This is a genomic window from Serinicoccus chungangensis (assembly GCF_006337125.1).
Classification (GTDB): domain Bacteria; phylum Actinomycetota; class Actinomycetes; order Actinomycetales; family Dermatophilaceae; genus Ornithinicoccus; species Ornithinicoccus chungangensis.
Genome location: NZ_CP040887.1, coordinates 1,520,109 through 1,537,719 on the forward strand (window position 1 = coordinate 1,520,109; position 17,611 = coordinate 1,537,719).

14 protein-coding genes are annotated in these 17,611 nt (G+C 72.2%); 12 read left to right on the forward strand and 2 right to left on the reverse strand.

Annotated elements, in window-relative coordinates; translation table 11 throughout:
* Positions 1 to 18: 18 nt before the first annotated feature.
* Positions 19 to 606, forward strand: coding sequence for a hypothetical protein (locus tag FHD63_RS06790; protein WP_139721199.1), 588 nt, complete (start codon positions 19 to 21; stop codon positions 604 to 606).
* Positions 607 to 634: 28 nt separating this feature from the next.
* Here the strand turns inward: FHD63_RS06790 and FHD63_RS06795 are convergent, their stop codons facing one another.
* Positions 635 to 1,312, reverse strand: a complete 678-nt coding sequence (locus FHD63_RS06795; protein ID WP_158296731.1) for an HAD family hydrolase — start codon at positions 1,310 to 1,312, stop codon at positions 635 to 637.
* Between the two features lie 100 nt (positions 1,313 to 1,412).
* Between FHD63_RS06795 and FHD63_RS06800 the strand changes: the two genes are divergently transcribed.
* From FHD63_RS06800 to FHD63_RS06810, 3 genes are all read left to right on the forward strand, one after another.
* On the forward strand, positions 1,413 to 2,588 hold the full coding sequence (locus FHD63_RS06800; protein ID WP_139721202.1) for an MFS transporter: 1,176 nt from the start codon (positions 1,413 to 1,415) through the stop codon (positions 2,586 to 2,588).
* A gap of 123 nt (positions 2,589 to 2,711) precedes the next feature.
* A complete protein-coding gene (locus FHD63_RS06805) occupies positions 2,712 to 6,971 on the forward strand; it encodes a PQQ-dependent sugar dehydrogenase (protein ID WP_202978432.1) in 4,260 nt (1,419 codons plus the stop codon).
* A 172-nt stretch (positions 6,972 to 7,143) separates the two neighbouring features.
* Complete coding sequence (locus tag FHD63_RS06810) at positions 7,144 to 8,028, forward strand: formate/nitrite transporter family protein (RefSeq protein ID WP_139721204.1); 885 nt, start codon at positions 7,144 to 7,146, stop codon at positions 8,026 to 8,028.
* Positions 8,029 to 8,074: 46 nt separating this feature from the next.
* Here the strand turns inward: FHD63_RS06810 and FHD63_RS06815 are convergent, their stop codons facing one another.
* Positions 8,075 to 9,106: a LacI family DNA-binding transcriptional regulator gene (locus FHD63_RS06815; RefSeq protein WP_139721206.1), complete on the reverse strand. Its 1,032-nt coding sequence runs from the start codon at positions 9,104 to 9,106 to the stop codon at positions 8,075 to 8,077.
* A 199-nt stretch (positions 9,107 to 9,305) separates the two neighbouring features.
* Between FHD63_RS06815 and FHD63_RS06820 the strand changes: the two genes are divergently transcribed.
* From FHD63_RS06820 to FHD63_RS06855, 8 genes are read left to right on the forward strand one after another with little or no spacing between them, the layout of a single operon-like run.
* Positions 9,306 to 10,622, forward strand: a complete 1,317-nt coding sequence (locus FHD63_RS06820) for an amino acid ABC transporter substrate-binding protein (RefSeq protein WP_139721207.1) — start codon at positions 9,306 to 9,308, stop codon at positions 10,620 to 10,622.
* Between the two features lie 46 nt (positions 10,623 to 10,668).
* Positions 10,669 to 11,550, forward strand: coding sequence for a branched-chain amino acid ABC transporter permease (locus FHD63_RS06825; RefSeq protein ID WP_139721209.1), 882 nt, complete (start codon positions 10,669 to 10,671; stop codon positions 11,548 to 11,550).
* Positions 11,534 to 12,733 carry a branched-chain amino acid ABC transporter permease gene (locus FHD63_RS06830; protein WP_238705795.1) on the forward strand — a complete coding sequence of 400 codons (1,200 nt, stop codon included), beginning with the start codon at positions 11,534 to 11,536 and terminating at the stop codon, positions 12,731 to 12,733. The genes FHD63_RS06825 and FHD63_RS06830 overlap by 17 nt, the downstream gene beginning before the upstream one ends.
* On the forward strand, positions 12,730 to 13,482 hold the full coding sequence (locus FHD63_RS06835; RefSeq protein WP_139721211.1) for an ABC transporter ATP-binding protein: 753 nt from the start codon (positions 12,730 to 12,732) through the stop codon (positions 13,480 to 13,482). Before FHD63_RS06830 ends, FHD63_RS06835 begins: the two co-directional genes overlap by 4 nt.
* Entirely contained in the window at positions 13,472 to 14,284 is an 813-nt protein-coding gene (locus tag FHD63_RS06840) for an ABC transporter ATP-binding protein (protein WP_139721213.1), read from the forward strand. The genes FHD63_RS06835 and FHD63_RS06840 overlap by 11 nt, the downstream gene beginning before the upstream one ends.
* Positions 14,285 to 14,288: 4 nt before the next feature.
* Positions 14,289 to 15,479: a Gfo/Idh/MocA family protein gene (locus FHD63_RS06845; RefSeq protein ID WP_202978433.1), complete on the forward strand. Its 1,191-nt coding sequence runs from the start codon at positions 14,289 to 14,291 to the stop codon at positions 15,477 to 15,479.
* A complete protein-coding gene (locus tag FHD63_RS06850; protein WP_139721215.1) occupies positions 15,476 to 16,675 on the forward strand; it encodes a DUF993 family protein in 1,200 nt (399 codons plus the stop codon). The genes FHD63_RS06845 and FHD63_RS06850 overlap by 4 nt, the downstream gene beginning before the upstream one ends.
* Before the next feature lie 56 nt (positions 16,676 to 16,731).
* Entirely contained in the window at positions 16,732 to 17,586 is an 855-nt protein-coding gene (locus tag FHD63_RS06855) for a sugar phosphate isomerase/epimerase family protein (protein WP_202978461.1), read from the forward strand.
* The last annotated feature ends 25 nt before the right edge of the window (positions 17,587 to 17,611 follow it).

The following is a 17,611-nucleotide window of genomic DNA, read 5'->3' on the forward strand; positions in this document are numbered from 1 at the left end:
AGGACGGAGGTGGGACAGGTGACAGGCTGGGTCCGTCGGGGCTCCGAGGGTCGGAGCCGCAAGGAGCCGGTGCCGATGGCGGTCGCGGACGAGGTCGAGTCCCTCGCGGGGCGGGCCGTGGGCGGGGTGTCCGACGCCTGGGCGCTGCTCGCCGTCCGCGTGGTCCGACGGCTCTGGATCCCCTGCCTCGTCCTGGGCGTGGCGTGGGTGGTGTGGACCGGCACGACCCAGGACGCCTCCGAGCTGCACCTGGCGACGGTGTCGGAGATCGTCGGGGCACTGCTCAGCCCGTTCGTGGGGGTGGTGCTGGCGCTCGGGCTGCGGGTGGCCTCGACGGCGCTCGGTGTCGTGGCGGCCGTGCCGGTCGCCCGCAGGGACCTTTGGCACGCGCGCCGCCGGATGAGCTCCGGCGTGCCGCACATCGTCTCGGTCGCCATCGGGTTGCGGTGGCTGCGGGCGACGACGGCGGCGCGCGACGTGGCGCTGTCGCGGCTGCACCCCCGGTTCGCCCGGACGATGCTCCTCGTCGACCGCCTCGAGACCGCCCTCGTCCCGGTGGCGGTGCTGGTGCTCGTCGTGGTGGTCGCGGTGTCGCCCGCGTCCTGATCCGCGCGCCCGGCGGGTGTGCCGGGTGTCAGGGCGGGGGGACGAGGGCGCCGACCTCGGCCACCGCGGCCACGGCACCCGCGTCCAGGAGGTCCCGCCGTCGGCCGGCGTCCTCGGCCACCCCGACGACGGCGACCCCGGCCGCGCGGCCGGCCTGCACGTCGGTGACGGAGTCCCCGAGGAAGACCGCCTCCCCGGGCCGGGCCCCGAGCCGCCGCATCGCCCGCAGCAGCAGGTCCGGGGCCGGCTTGAGGTCGTCCACCCGACCCGCGGACCGCCCGACCACCAGCAGGCGGTCGCCGGTCCCGGCCCGCTCGCGGTCCAGGACGGCCGCCACGACCTCAGGGGTGTTGTTGGTGACGACGGCGAGGTGCGCACCACGGCCCAGGGTCCGGTCGACGAGGGCCAGCGCGCCGGCGCGCGGAGGCACCCGGGATGCCGCGTCGAGCTCGAGCCCGGTGACGAGGGCCTCCAGCGGGACGAGCAGCCGGGGCGCGTGCTCGCCCACCAGGCGCAGACACTGCACGTGGTCCGCCTCACCCTCCAGCAGCTGCGCCAGCCCCGGCCCTCCGAGACTCTGCGCCTCGGCGCGCAGCCGGTCACCGAGCTCCGCCCAGGACGCGCCGGGGAACAGCCGGGCGAGCGGGCCGTCGAAGTCGACGAGCAGGGTCCGGGCGTCCTCCACGAGGCGGCGTGCGGTCTCCACCCCGGCGACCCTACCCAGGCCGTCCCGAGGCCCTGCCGCCAGCGGTGCCGACCCGTCCGCGCGCCTCCCCGCCCCACCGTCCCGCTGCTAGATTCTGCGGATGGCTGGGGCGCCGCCAGAGGGCGCGCCGTCGGGTGGTCGTCTCCTGACGGGGGCCTTCGTCGCTCTCGTCCTCGCTGAGCTCGCCTACTTCGTCGGCATCGGGGCCCTCATCCCGCTCGTCCCCCTCTACGCCGCCGACCGGCTGGACGCGGGGCCCCTCGCCGTGGGTCTGACCGTCGCCGCCTTCAGCCTCACCGCCCTCGTGCTCCGGCCGGCGGCAGGACGCGTGGTCGACCGCTGGGGCCCCCGACGACCGTTCGTCGCGGGGGCCCTGCTCCTGTCCGCGGTGCTGCTCGCCCACACGCTGGCCGGCTCCCTGGCCGTCCTCCTCGCCCTGCGGGTGCTCACCGGGGCGGCCGAGGCGGTGGTCTTCGTCGCCGGGATGCCGGCGCTGCTCGACATCACCCCCGCGGCGCGACGCGGGGAGGCGCTGAGCTACAGCTCGCTGTCGCTGTTCCTCGGGATCGCGGTCGGCCCCGCCATCGGCGAGACCCTGCTGGGGCTGGGCGGCTACCGCACCGCCTGGTCCGGGGTGGCGGTCCTCGGCCTCCTCGCGGCGCTCGTCGGCGCCGCCCTGCCGGACACCCCCGCGGGCGCCTCAGCAGCTGGACCGACGGCGCTGTTCCCGCCCCCGGTGCGGCTCCCGGGGCTCGCCTTCGCGGTGGGGGTCGCCGGCTCGGCAGGCTTCCTCGGCTTCGTGGCGCTGCGGGCCCGCGAGGTCGGTCTCGAGGGAGCCGCGTGGCCGCTGGCCGTGTACGGCGGCGTCGTGGTGGTCGGCCGGCTGCTGCTCGCCCGGCTCACCGACCGGTATGCCGCTGCCCGGCTCTCCGCGCTCGCCCTCGGCCTCACCGGGGCCGGCCTGCTGCTCCTGGGCACCGGCCGGGGCGCCGTGGCCTTCGGGGCGGGGACCGTCGTGCTCGCGCTGGGGGCGGTGCTGCTGACCCCGGCCTTCTTCCGGGTGCTCACCGACCGTCTGCCGGCCGACCGTCCGGGGGCGGTGGGGGCGACCTTCGGGGTGCTGGTGGACGTCGGGCTGGGGGCGGGGCCGGTCGTCCTGGGGCTCCTGGCGCAGGGCCTGGGGTTGCCCGGTGCCTTCACGGTGCTGGGGTGCGCGGCCGCCCTGGGGATCCTGCTCCTCACGCCCGGGAGTGCGGGCACCCGCCTCCCGAGGTGACACCGGCCCCCGGCTCCAGCGGGTGCCCGGACGTAAATTCACGCAAACCCTTGTAAGCCCCCGATGGCGTGACCTATACCTGTCAGGGCAAGGACGCAAACGTTTACGCACAGAGGAGAGACAATGACGTCACGGCTCCGACCACTCCCGTCCCGGAGATGGACAGCCCTCACGCTCGCGGCGACGGTCGGCTTCACCGGCCTGGCCCCCGCCGCCCTCGCGGTCTCACCGGCCACGCAGGAGGCCGGTGCGACGGACCAGCAGGCCGCCGACTTCACCGCCCTGCTCGACTTCGAGACCTACACGCCCGGGCCGCTGGACGGCCAGGACGGATGGGTGGGCTCGGCCGCGGCCTCCGTGGTCCAGGACCCGCTCAACCAGAACAACTTCGTGGGCCAGCTCAACGGGCCCGGTGAGAAGACCTACCGGGAGATCCCGGCCATCGAGGACGGCGACACCGGCACGTTGTTCTTCCGCTTCCTGCGCACCGAGACGGTCGACACCTCCTTCGGGATCACCGACGTCGACGTGCCTGGCACCTACACCGACAGCCGCGCCTACGTGAACAACCAGAACGACGACATCCTGCGGGCCCGCGACGGAGGGGCGTTCGCGTCCGTCGGCACGTGGGGCCGGGACTCCTGGCAGTGCGTCTGGATCGTCGCCGACAACGCGACCGACGAGGTCGCCGTCTACAGCCAGGGCGGCCCCTACGAGGAGCAGACCCGGCTGCCGGAGGGTGCCGAGGAGCAGTTCGACTTCCGGGTGCCGGTCTCGGGGGCCCTCGACCGCTTCTTCTGGATCAACGGCTCGCGCAGCCCCGGCGACCTCTACCTCGACGACGTGGGCATCGACACCGCGGGGGAGAACCTCGCCATCCCCAGTGGCAACCCCGCCGACTGCGAGGCCGGGGAGATCCCCGAGCAGCCGCTGCTGAACCCGCTGCCCGACCCCGAGCCGTCCGTCCTGGGCATCGAGGTGGAGGAGCTCGTCCAGCTCCCGGAGTCGTCCACGACCCCGGCCGCGAGCGACCAGCGCCTCATCCGGCACAACCGGATCACCCACCTCGACGAGATCCCTGACGGCTCCGGCCGGCTCGCGATCCCGGACATGAACGAGATGCTCTACCTGGTCGACAAGGAGACGGGGGACTACAGCCCCTACCTCAACGTCCGCGACCAGTTCGTCGACAACTTCCACAACCACGCCGGCCTGGGCACCGGCTTCGGCTTCGTCGAGCACCACCCGGAGTATGCCGAGAACGGCATCTTCTACACGGTGCACACCGAGGCGGGCAGCGCGCTCACCGAGGACGAGCCGGACTTCCCCGCCTTCGGCGGCACGGGCTACCACAGCGTCGTGACCGAGTGGACGGCCGACGACCCCGCCGCGGACGTCTTCTCCGGCACGAGCCGCGAGCTGATGCGCGTCCCGTTCGCGGGCCGCGTGCACACGCTGCAGCAGATCGCCTTCAACCCGACCGTCGCCCCGGGCGACCCCGACTACGGGATGCTCTACATCCTCTCCGGTGACGGCGGCAACGGTGTCGGGAACGACAACCCGCAGGACCTCGCCACGCCGCACGGCAAGATCTTCCGGATCGACCCGATGGGCGACGACAGCAGCAACGGCCAGTACGGCATCCCCGCCGACAACCCGTTCGTCGACACCGAGGGAGCGCTCGGCGAGATCTACGCCGTCGGGATGCGCGACCCGCACCGCATCAGCTGGGACCCCGAGGGCGACCACACGATGTACCTCGGGCACATCGGCGAGTGGCAGGTCGAGTCGGTGTATGCCGTGGAGCCGGGCGACAACTTCGGCTGGTCGGACCGCGAGGGACCGTTCGTGGCGCAGAACCGGCAGATCTTCCCGCTGCCCGAGGACGACGCCGAGCAGTTCGACTTCACCTACCCGGTGGCGGCCTACGACCACAACCGCGACCCCGGGCAGACCGGTGACGCGGGCGTGGCGCTGAACGGCGGCTTCGTCTACCGCGGCGACATCGAGGAGCTCCAGGGCAAGTACCTCTTCACGGACCTGGTCCGGGGCTGGGTGCTGTCCACCGAGGAGGACGAGATGGTCCGCAACGACGGGGACCCCGAGGACCTCGCCGAGATCGAGCAGCTCAAGGTCTTCGCCGACGGCGAGGAGACCACCTTCGCCGAGCTCGTCGGTGACAGCCGGGTCGACCTCCGGTTCGGCTCCGACGCCGACGGCGAGCTCTACCTCGTCTCGAAGGCCGACGGCAAGGTCTGGGAGGTGACCGGCGCCCGCGAGGACGTCCTGTCCTCCCCCTTCGTCCTGGAGGACATCGCCGCCGACGTCGTGGCCCGCTACGACTTCGACCACCCGGTCGAGGGCGACGCCACGAAGGAGGCCGACCAGGGCCCGTCCGGGACCGACATCGACCTCGTCAACGGCGGGGTGGAGATGCGGGTGGCCGACGCGGCCTACCCCGGTGCCGGTGAGGCGCTGCAGACGCAGCAGCTCAGCCCGGACCAGGCCTCGAACGACGACTGGAAGGCCGGGATCTACGACGCCGACGGCGTGCAGAGCCTGTCCCGCTTCGGCGGGGCCGAGCAGACGACGGTGATGGGGTGGTTCAAGCCCACCGGCGAGCTGCCGGCGCCGAACTCCAACACCACCGACCCGGACGACCGCTACAACGCGATCGGCCTGGCCGGCGTGCTGTCCGGCGACTCCGACGGGCACGGTGTTCGCGCGCTCCTCGAGGTCATCGACGTGGGCGGCGAGCAGAAGCTCGTCGCGCTCGGCCGGCGGGTCGACGGGGCGAGCTCGTGGACCTATGCGGCGGACCTGCCCTGGGACGAGATCCTGGAGCAGGGCGAGTGGGTCCACCTGGCCGCGACCTTCGACTTCGTCGAGGGCGAGATGGCGCTCTACATGAACGGTGAGCCCCTCGAGGGCGACTACACCGCCGCCAACCGGTGGGGCTCGGGCGCCACGTCCGACACCGACCCCGCCGGCATCAAGATCGGCGGCAGCTTCCCGCAGGACACGCAGGAGCGCAACCCCTGCGACTGCCGGATGGACGACCTGATGTTCCTCGACTCGGTGCCCACCGCCGAGCAGATGGCGGCCCAGTACGCCCTGTTCGAGGTGCCCGAGGAGCAGCCGGTGTTCGACCCGGGCTGCACGCCTGGTGACACGGTGATCACCGACGTCATGGACGCCTCGGACTGGGCTCCGCGGACCCCCGAGAAGTGGGAGTTCCCCGGGGACGCGGTGGTGCTGGCCGAGGCCGGCGACAACCCGGACGACGGCATCCGCCGCCCGTTCGAGTACGCCGTGCTCACCGAGGGCCCGGAGCTGGGCTCGGTGGTGATGGACGCGCAGGTGCGGCTCGACGAGCCGGTGTCGGTCAACAACAGGGACGTGATCCTCGTCTTCGGCTACCAGTCGGACACGGAGTACTACTACGCGCACCTGTCGCAGGACAACACCATCTACGCGCACAACGGCATCTTCAAGGTGGACGGCGCCGACCGGGAGCGGATCGACGACCAGTGGGACGGCACCATCGGTGCCCCGCCCGCGGTCACCGACGACGCCTGGCACGACGTGCGCCTGGTGCACTGTGCGGACACCGGCAGGATCGCCGTCTTCCTGGACGGCCTGGAGCGGCCGCTGCTCACCGCCACGGACGACACCTTCGGCTCCGGCCGGGTCGGCTTCGGCTCGTTCGACAACGTGGGCCGCATCCGCGGCGTCACCGTCACGGGTGACAGCGCCGAGGTCCCCGTGGTGCAGCCGAGCGTGACCATCACCGGCGGTGGCGGCGAGGTCTCGACCGACGAGACCGTCGACGTGACCGGCGAGGCCGACCCCGGGAGCACCGGCTGGCGTGAGGGCGAGGAGTCGGTGTACGCCGAGCTCCAGGACTCCTCGGGCCGCAAGGTCGTGGGCCGGGAGGTCCCGGTCACCGACGGCACCTTCGCCACCTCGTTCGACGTCTCCGGGTTCGACCCCGGTGACTACACGATCAAGGTGTCGGTCCGGTCCCAGGGTCACGGCAACGCCTCGGACACCGCCCCGGTGAGGCTGGTCGCCCCGGCCGTCCCCACCGACGAGGTGGATCTGCGGGTGTCGGTCGACGCCCAGTGCTCCAACAAGACCGCCGTGGTCGCGGTGCACGTCGTCAACGAGGACGGTCACCGGGTGGACATCCGGGCCACCACCGCCTTCGGCGACAAGAAGTGGACCAACGTCAAGGACGGCAAGGCGGTCTACCACGCCTTCCGCTCCGGGGAGGGCTCCCTGGAGGCCGGCACCGTCACGGTCGCGGGCTACGCCTTCTACGACGGCGTGGGCCACTACGAGCGCTACGAGGTCGAGCACGAGGAGGTGAGCTGCTCCTGACCCGGCACTGACCTGCCCCTGACATGCCCCCGGTGGTGGTGCTCCGCCCACCACCACCGGGGGCCTCGGTGCGTCGGTCGGGGGTGCCGGGAGGGCGTGGGGTGGCTCGGGAGCCCGTCCCGAGCAGGGAGGATGGGGGGATGACTGCTCCCGCGACCCACGCCCGCCCCCGTTGAGCGCCCAGGACGGGGATCCCGACCAGAGCACCGAGCCGGAGGCCGGCGGCCAGGGCGACCGCTACGAGACCGTCGAGGTCGGGGGAGTGGAGCGCCGCCTCGAGGAGGAGCTGCACGAGGAGTTCAACGCGACCGTCTCGGAGGGGGAGGAGCGGCTCAAGCGCACCCACCGCGGGCTCGTCGTGACCGGGCTCTTCGGGGGGATCGACGTCGGGCTGGGCATCATGGCGATGCTGGCCGTGATGCACGCGACCGGCAGCACGCTGCTCGCCGGCCTGGCGTTCGGGATCGGCCTGCTCGCGCTGCGGCTGGCGCACTCCGAGCTCTTCACCGAGGACTTCATGCTGCCGGTCAACGCCGTCCTGGCCGGGCACGGCACCCTCGCCCAGCTCGGCAGGCTGTGGTCGGTCACCCTCGTGACCAACCTCGCGGGGGGATGGGCCTTCATGTGGCTCGTGGTGTATGCCTTCCCGCAGTACCACGAGGATCTCGTCACCTCCGCGGTGGACTACGTCACCGCCGGCTTCACCATGGAGACGGTCGCCCTGGCGCTGCTCGCCGGGAGCACCATCACCCTCATGACCCGGATGAACCAGGGCACCAGCTCCGACGTCATGACCGCGGTCATCTCCCTCATCGGCGGGCTGCTGGTGGTGGGCCTGCAGATGCACCACGGGGCGCTCTCGTCGGTGCTCATCTTCGGCGCCATGCAGGCCGGGGCGGAGATCTCGGTCGGCCAGTGGCTCGGATGGTTCTGGTGGGTCACGCTGCTCAACATGGTCGGCGGCCTGGTCATCATGACGGCCCCGCGCATCGTCCGGACGTGGGAGCTGGTGCGGGAGGAGCGCGGCCGGCGGCTGTCCGAGCGCCGCGCGCACTAGCCCCTGGGGACGGCGCAGGTGCGACCCGGCGTGGGGGCAGCGGCGCTCAGCTGGGCCGCGGTGGCCCGCTGGAGTCCCGCTCGACCAGGGTGGCCGGCATGACGACCCGGCGGGGCCGCTTGGTCGCGGGTCGCAGCGCGAGCTCGAGGGCCTTCTCGCCCATCTGCTGCATCGGCAGCCGCACGGTGGTCAGGGAGGGGGAGAGGTCCGCGGCCACCGGGACGTCGTCGAAGCCGGTGACGGACATGTCCTCAGGCACCCGCACGGACCGGGCCCGCAGCACGGACAGCGCGCCGATGGCCATGTCGTCGTTGAGGGCGAGCACGGCGGTGCTGGCGGGGTGGTCGCGCAGCATCTCGAGGGTCGCCGCCTTGCCGCCGTCCCGCGTGAAGGGGGCCTCGATGACCGGCACGTCGTCGCGGGGGATGCCGGCCTCGGCGAGGGCCCGGTGCACGCCGGTGAGGCGGTCGGCGACGGTGGTGAGCCCGAGGGACCCGGCGATGACGGCGAGCCGCCGGTGGCCGAGCGCGACGAGGTGGCGGGTGACCGCCTGGGCACCGTCGGTGTTGGCCGGCAGCACGGCGTCCGTCGCGTGCTGGTGGCGACCGATGGCCACCACGCGACCGCCCGCCTGCGTGAACCGGGTGAGCTCGCGCTGGATGCTGCGCTCCGCCTCCGGGTCGAGGTAACCGGAGCCGGCCACCACGATGACCCCGACCCGGTTGGCGATGAGGGTCCGCAGCTGCCGCAGCTCGATCTGCGGGTCTCGTCCGCTGTGGCACATCTGGACCGACAGCCCCCGGTGACCGGCCACCCGCATGACGCCGCTGGCGATCTCGGAGAAGTAGGGGTCGGCCACCTCGTGGATGACGAGGCCGACGCTGGAGCTGGTGCCGCCGGCCAGCGACCGGGCGTGGACGTTGCCGATGTAGCCCAGGGACTCGGCGATCTCCTTGACCCGCTCGGCGACGGCGGCGCTCACGCCCTGCCGGCCGCTCAGCGCGCGTGAGGCCGTGGCCACGGAGACACCCGCGGACTGCGCGATGTCCACCAACCGTGGTGCCGCCGCTCCGGTCATCCTCGACTCCTTGCGCTCGTCGTCCTGCTGTCGTCGCCCTGCTCCGGGTGTCGTCCCGAGGCGTCCGGCAGATCCGGCAGGCCGGGGGCGAGCACCTACTTGTCAACGTCCAGGACGCACGTTATCGTACAACGCAATCGTTTGTGCAAACGTTTGCGTAAGCGATCGACCTTCCCCGTGGGCCGCAAAGGAGCGCCAGATGAAGCACAGCACCCGCCGATCCGTCCCGACCGCCGACGTCGTCCGGACCGAGGGGGCCCCGGCCACGGGAGCCCGCGCCGGCCGACGTCGCGGCGTCCTGGCGGTCGCCGCCGCCGGTGCCCTGACGCTGAGCGCCTGCGGGCTCGGCGGCGGCGCCCAGTCCTCCGGAGAGGCCGAGGGCGAGGGCGGCGAGGAGGAGGGCCCGGTCACGATCGGCATCTCCCTGCCCCTCACCGGTGACTTCTCCGAGCCCGGCAAGGGCGTCCAGCGCGGCTACGAGGCGTGGGCGGAGTACACCAACGCCAACGGCGGCCTGCTCGGACGTGACGTCGAGCTCATCATCTACGACGACCAGTCCAACGCCGACCGGGTCGCCTCCGACTACGAGAAGCTCATCAACCAGGACCAGGTGGACATCGTGGTCGGCCCGTTCTCGACCCGCCTGGTCGTGCCGGCCGCGCAGGTGGCGCAGGACTACGGCTTCCTCTTCGTGGAGCCGGCCGGTGCCGCCGAGGAGGTCTTCACCCAGGGGTTCGACAACCTCTTCTACGCCGCCCCCGCCATCGCCAACGACCACTACAACTACCTGGCCGACTACATCCTGGCCATGCCCGAGGACGAGCGGCCCACCACCGCCGCCTACGCCTCCATGGACGACCCGTTCGCCCAGGGCACCGCCTACGGGCTGAAGGAGAAGCTGGAGGAGGGCGGCATCGAGACCGTCGCCGACGAGGTCTACCCCCCCAACACCACCGACTTCTCCAGCATCGCCAACAAGATCGCCAACACCGACGCGGACATCCTCGTGGGGGGGACGCAGTACCAGGACGCGGTCAACCTCATCGTCGCCCTGCAGCAGCTGGACTACCAGCCCCGGCTGGCCGCCTTCTCGACCGCGCCCACCAACCCCGAGTTCCCGGAGGCCATCGGGGAGACCGAGGGCATCCTGTCGCCCACCGGCTACACCCCGGACGCGGACTACGCGTCGAACGCCGAGTTCGTGGACTTCTACACCGAGCAGCACGGCAACCCGCCCAACGAGGACGAGGCCAACGCCTGGACCACCATGCAGGTGGTCGCGGCCGCGGCCGAGGCCAACGACTGCGCCGACCCCAGCCCGGAGTGCCAGCAGTCGATGATCGACTGGCTGCGCGAGAACGAGGTGGAGACCGTGGTGGGCCCGCTGTCCTGGGACGCCGAGGGCCGCCCGCAGGCCGCCCACCTCATCCAGCAGTGGCAGGACGACGAGATCGTCATCGTCCTGCCCGAGGACGCCAGCGACGCCGAGCTCTCCTACCCCAAGCAGGACTGGTGAGCCCCATCCTGGTCCCCACCCCCGACCGCTCAGAAGGGAACCTCTCGTGACGGCCCTCATCACCCAGGCGGTGATCCTCGGGATCCTGCTCGGAGGCCTCTACGCCCTGCTCGCCGCGGGCCTGACCCTCTACTTCGGGGTGATGCGCGTGGTGATGATCGCCCACTCGGCGTTCCTCATCCTCGCCGCCTACCTCGCCTGGGCCTTCCACCGGTCCACGGGCCTCGACCCGTTGTTCTCCCTCGTCGCCACGGTGCCGCTGTTCTTCCTCCTCGGCGTGGTCATGCAGCGGTTCCTGCTGTCCCGGCTCAAGCCCGCCACCCTGACGATGATGTCGGTCCTGCTGACCTTCGCCATCGCGCTCATCATCGAGGGGATGCTCGGGTTCGTCTGGACCGGGACGCAGCGGCGGATCAGCCTCAGCTACTCGACGGCGAGCCTCGAGGTCTTCGGCGCCAACATCGCCGTGGTCAAGCTGGTGGCGTTCGGGCTCGCGGCCGTCAGCCTGCTGGCGCTCTACCTCATCATGAAGGCCACCAGCTTCGGCCAGGCGCTGCGCGCGACCATCCAGCACAAGGAGGCCGCGGCGCTGCTGGGCATCGACACCGAGAAGGTCGCCGGCTACGGCTTCGGTCTCGGCCTCGCGACCGCGGCGATCGGCGGGACCGCCCTGGCCCTCGACTCCACGATCTACCCGTCGCTGCACTGGCACTGGATCGGCCCGCTCATGGCGATCATCGTCGTCGGGGGGCTCGGGAGCATCCCGGGCGCCGCGATCGCCGCGCTCGTCCTGGGCCTGAGCCAGAGCCTGCTGCAGATCCCGCTGGGCACCACCTGGGCCCAGACGGTCTTCTACCTCGCCCTGTTCATCACCCTGATGGTCCGTCCGCAGGGATTCTTCGGAGGTCGCCTTGCCCAACGCTTCTGACCTCGCCACCCCGACCCCCACGGCACCGCCCGGCGGGCGTCCGGACGACAGCGCCGGTGAGCGCTTCGACCGGCGGCTGGGCCTCGCCAAGGCCGGTCTGGGAGTCGTGGCGATCGTGCTCGCGCTCCTGGTGCCCTGGCTCGCGCCGGACGCCTTCATCCTGTCGGTCGCCGTCGTCATCGCCAGCTACGCCGCGTTCGCGGTCGGCTGGAACTTCGTCGGGGGCTTCACCGGCTACATCTCCCTGGGCCACGCCTCCTACTCGGGCCTGGGCGGCTATGCCGTCGCCCTGCTCACCACGCACACCGGGATCAACCCCTGGGTGGCGCTGGTGCTGGGCGCCGTCGTCGTCGCGCTGCTGGCGGTCCCGATCGGCATCGCCTCGCTGCGGGTCCGCGGCGCGTCCTTCGTCATCGTCTCCATCGCCCTCGTCCTCATCCTGCTCCTGGTGTTCCAGAGCTGGGCGTCGGTGACCGGTGGGTCCGAGGGCCTGCGCGTGCCCCGGCCGTTCGACAGCTCGGTCCTGCGGCCCGAGCAGCACACCCGCTTCTACTTCCTCTTCCTCGTCCTCATCGGCATCGCCCTCGTGGTGTGGTGGCTCATCGACCGCTCGCAGTTCGGTGCCGGGCTCAAGGCCATCCGCGAGGACGAGGACAAGGCCGAGGCGCTCGGGGTGCCGACGTTCCGCTACAAGCTCGTCGTCTTCGTCATCTCCGCGTTCTTCACCAGCCTCGCCGGCGGGCTCTACGCGCTCTGGTTCGGCAACCTGGACCCGGTCTTCCAGTTCTCCATCCTCACCGGCTCCTACATGGTCCTCATGTCCCTCTTCGGGGGCATCCGCTCGCTCGTGGGTCCTGTGGTGGGCGCCGTGGTCGTCGGCTACGCGATGGAGGTCTTCAAGGCGCAGTACGGCGACAGCCAGTTCCACCTCGTGGCCCTGGGCCTGCTGCTGGCCGTCGTGGTCCTCTTCATGCCGGAGGGCGTGGTGCCGGCCCTGCTGGGGCTCGTCAACCGCCTCCGGCCCACGGCCACCTCGATCCGTGAGGAGAGCGCCGCCGACCTGCTCGAGCGCAACCGGGCGATCGACGCCCAGCGCCGGGCACAGACCCAGACCGACACCGAGACCGAGCGGGAGCCGGCGCAGGACGTGCACCACGCGACGACGGGGAAGGGACGATCATGAGCGTGCAGCAGGACGTGCGTCCCAGCCTGCAGACCGAGGGGCTGTCCAAGGCCTTCGGCGGCGTGCAGGCGGTCAACGGCGCCACGGTGACCTTCCACGAGGGCAAGGTCAACGCCCTCATCGGTCCGAACGGGTCCGGGAAGTCCACCTTCTTCAACATCGTGACCGGCATGATCGCGCCGGACTCCGGCACGGTGCGGTTCCGGGGCCAGGACATCACCCGTCGGGCGCCGCACCGGATCTGTGCGGCCGGCATCGGGCGCAGCTTCCAGCTGTGCCGCACCTTCCCCCGGATGACCGTGCTGGAGAACCTGCTGGTGGCCGTGCGCCCCACGGGTCTGGGTCAGCTGGTCGGGTCGAGCCAGAACCGGCGTCAGGTGGAGCGGGCTCGCGAGCTGCTGCGCCGGGTCGGCATCGACCACCTGGAGAGCTCGCTGGCCCAGGACATCTCCTACGGGCAGCAGAAGCTGCTGGAGCTGGCCGGCGTGCTCATGGGCGAGCCCGACACCATCCTGCTCGACGAGCCGGCCGGCGGCGTCAACCCCGCCCTCATCGGGCGGATCGGCACGCTGGTCAAGGAGCTCAACGCCGAGGGGCGGACCTTCATCATCGTCGAGCACAACATGGACATGGTGATGAGTCTGTCCGACCACATCGTCGTGTTCGACCGAGGTGCCCCCATCGCGGAGGGCACGCCGTCCGAGGTCCAGCAGGACCCCCGAGTGCTGGAGGCCTACCTTGGCGTCTGACCACCTTCTCGAGCTCAACGACATCGAGGCCGGCTACGGCCGGGCCGCCCTGGTGCTGCGCGGCCTGACGGTGAAGGTGCCCGCCGGCTCGGTCGTCTGCCTCGTCGGCCCCAACGGCGCCGGCAAGTCGACCGTGCTCAAGGTCGCCAGCGGCATGCTGGCGCCCCGCTCGGGCTCCATCGTCGTCGACGGCGAGGAGGTCACCGGGTCCGGGCCGCAGTCGATGATCCGGCACGGGCTGTCGCACGTGCTCCAGGGCCACAGCGTCTTCAAGGAGATGACGGTCGCCGAGAACGTCCAGCTCGGGGCCTACACCGTCAAGGACAAGGCCCAGGTGCAGGAGCGGGTGGAGTTCGTCAAGAACCTCTTCCCCGTCGTCGCCGACCGCTGGGCCGCCCTGGCGGGCGCCCTGTCCGGCGGGCAGCAGAAGCAGGTCGAGTTCGCCCGGTCGCTCATGGTCAGCCCCAAGGTCGTGCTCCTCGACGAGCCGAGCATGGGTCTGGACCCCAAGACGACCTCCGTCGTCTTCGAGCAGGTCGTGCGGATGCGCGAGGCCGGCATCGCCGTGCTGCTCGTGGAGCAGAACGCCCGGCGTGCCCTCGAGACGGCCGACATCGGCTGCGTCCTCGACCTGGGGCGGGTCCACATCACCGGCCCCGCGCCCGAGCTGCTGGAGGACCCGCAGCTGGCCGAGCTCTACCTCGGTGGGGGCGGCGCCCGCGGCACCGACCCCGACGAGGACCCCACCCCCTCCGGCGCGCGCTCACCCGAGCTGAGCAGCCCCGCCCCCGAAAGGACCTGACACCATGGCCACCCACACCACCCGCATCATCATGAACGGCGTGACCGGCCGGATGGGCTACCGGCAGCACCTCGTGCGCTCGATCCTCGCGATCCGCGACGCCGGAGGGGTCGAGCTGCCCTCCGGGGACCGCATCCAGGTCGAGCCGGTCCTCGTGGGGCGCAACGCCGAGAAGCTCCAGGAGCTGGCGCACCGGCACGACGTCGAGGACTGGACCACCGACCTCGACGCCGCGCTGGCCGACGAGACCGCCACCGTCTACTTCGACGCCCAGGTCACCAGCGAGCGCAAGGGAGCGATCCTGCGCGCCGTCGCCGCAGGCAAGCACATCTACACCGAGAAGCCCATCGCCGAGACGGTGGGTGACGGTCAGGAGATGGTGGACGCCGCCGCGGCGGCGGGCGTCATCAACGGCGTGGTCCACGACAAGCTGTACCTGCCCGGGCTCATCAAGCTCAAGCGGCTCATCGACTCCGGCTTCTTCGGCGACATCCTGTCCGTTCGCGGCGAGTTCGGCTACTGGGTCTTCGAGGGCGACGTGCAGCCGGCCCAGCGGCCGAGCTGGAACTACCGCGCGGAGGACGGTGGCGGCATGGTCCTCGACATGTTCTGCCACTGGAACTACGTGCTGGAGAACCTCTTCGGCGCCGTGGAGTCGGTCACCGCCCGGGCGGTCACCCACATCCCGACCCGGTGGGACGAGCAGGGGCGCGAGTACCGCGCCACCGCCGACGACGCGGCCTACGCCATCTTCGAGCTGGCCGGCGGGGTCATCGCGCAGGTCAACTCCTCGTGGGCGGTGCGCGTCGACCGGGGCGAGCTCGTCGAGTTCCAGGTGGACGGCACCCGCGGCTCGGCCGTGGCCGGGCTCTTCGGCTGCCGGATCCAGCCCGCCGTCAGCACCCCGAAGCCGGTGTGGAACCCGGACCTGCCGACCGAGGAGGACTTCCGCGCGCAGTGGGCGCAGATCCCCGACAACACCGAGTTCGGCAACGGCTTCCGGGCGCAGTGGGAGCAGTTCCTCACCGACGTGCACGCCGGCCGCCCGCACGCCTACGACTTCGCCGCCGGCGTCCGTGGGCTGCAGCTGGTCGAGGCGGGCCTGCGGTCCTCGTCCGAGCGCCGCAGCGTCGACATGACGGAGGTCGCGGCGCCGGCGGTCGAGCCCGAGCGCGCCCCGGAGCCGGTGGCGTGAGCACGGCCACCGAGAGGCGCACGCCGACCACGACCGGGACCGACACGCTCGCGCTCCCCGGGGCCGACGGCCGGTGGCGCGAGATCACCCTGCACGCCCCGCGGGAGTGGCAGGAGCACCCGCAGCCCTACACCAGCCGGGTCGCCTTCGCCGCGGCCCACGTGGTGGCCGACCCCTACGGCGACAACACCCCCGGCGCGCCGGCCCGGGTCGACTGGGAGTCCACCCTCGCCTTCCGCCGGGGACTGTTCCGCTACGGCTTCGGCGTCGCGGAGGCGATGGACACCGCCCAGCGCAACATGGGGCTGGACTGGGCGGCGGTGCAGGAGCTGGTCACCCGCAGCGCGGCGCAGGCGGCGGAGCTGGGCGCACGCATCGCGAGCGGCGCCGGGACCGACCACGCCCCCGACGCCACGAGTCTGGCCGCGGTGCGCGACGCCTACCTGGAGCAGGTGGACTTCGTGCAGGGCACCGGCTCGCAGGTCATCGTCATGGCGTCCCGGCAGCTCGCGGCCGCCGCCGAGGACGAGGCGGACTACCGGACGGTCCTGGACCCGGTCCTGGACCGCGCCCAGGAGCCGGTCATCCTGCACTGGCTCGGCGAGATGTTCGACCCGGCCCTCGCCGGGTACTGGGGCAGCCCCGACGTCCCGGGAGCCACCGAGGCGTTCCTGCGCCTCGTCCACGACCGTGCCGACGTGGTCGACGGGGTCAAGGTGTCGCTGCTCTCGGCCGAGCACGAGGTCGGGCTGCGAGCGGCGCTGCCCGACGGCGTGCGCCTCTACACCGGAGACGACTTCAACTACCCGGGCCTGATCCGCGGTGACGGCACGCACCACTCCGACGCGCTGCTGGGGGCCTTCGCGGCGATCGCGCCGGCCGCGTCGGCGGCCCTCGCGGCGCTGGACCGGGCAGACCTGGACACCTACGACGCCGAGATGGCACCGACGCTGGCGCTGTCGCGGCACATCTTCGAGCGCCCCACGTTCCACTACAAGACCGGCATCGCCTTCCTCTCCTGGTTGACCGGGCAGCAGCCCGGGTTCGTCATGGTGGGCGGTCTGCAGTCGGCGCGCAGCGCGGTGCACCTGGCCACGCTCTTCGAGCTGGCCGACGAGGCGCGCCTGCTCCCGGACCCGGACCTGGCGGCCCGGCGGATGAGGACGTGGCTGGCGGGAGCGGGGCTGACGCCGTGAGCCTGGCGGAGGCGGGGACCGTCCCGCTGGACGTCCCCTCGGGGCGACCGGCCTCGGTGCCGACGCCCGAGCCCGGGGACCCCCGGCTCGCGCGGCTCTCGCTCAACCAGCGCACCTGCGCCGGCTGGTCCTTGCGGGAGGCGATCGACGGCTGCCTGGCCGCCGGGCTTCCCGCCCTCGGCGTGTGGCGCGAGCCGGTGGCCGAGGTCGGGCTGGAGACCGCCGTGCGCTGGGTCCGCGAGTGCGGTCTGCGCGTGTCGTCGGTGTGCCGCGGTGGCTTCTTCACCGGGTCCGACCCGGAGGGGGTCGCGGCCGCCCACGAGGCCAACGTGCAGGCCATCCGCGAGACCGCGGCTCTCGGTGCGGCCACCCTCGTGCTCGTCCCCGGCGGCCTGCCGGCGGGCGACAAGGACCTCGTCGGGGCCCGGTCACGGGCGACCGACGCGGTCGCCGCGCTGCAGCCGGTCGCCGCCGAGCACGGCGTGCGGCTGGGCATCGAGCCGATGCACCCGATCTTCGCCGCCGACCGCGGCGTGGTGTCCACGCTGGGCCAGGCCCTCGACATCGCCGAGCAGCTCGACTCCGAGACGGTGGGGGTCGTCGTCGACACCTTCCACCTGTGGTGGGAGCCCGGGGTCGAGCAGCAGATCGCCCGGGCCGGCAGCCGCATCGTCAGCTACCAGGTCTGCGACTGGATCACGCCCTTCCCGGCCGACGCGCTGCTCAGCCGCGGGATGATGGGTGACGGCCACATCGACTTCCCCGCCTTCACCCGCCAGGTCGCGGACGCGGGCTACGACGGCGACGTCGAGGTGGAGATCTTCCACGCCGACGTCTGGGCCGCCCCGGGGGAGGACGTGGTCGCGACGATGGCCCGGCGCTACGTGGAGCTGGTGCAGCCGTACCTCTGAGCGCCCACCGCCGCGGGCGGCGTAT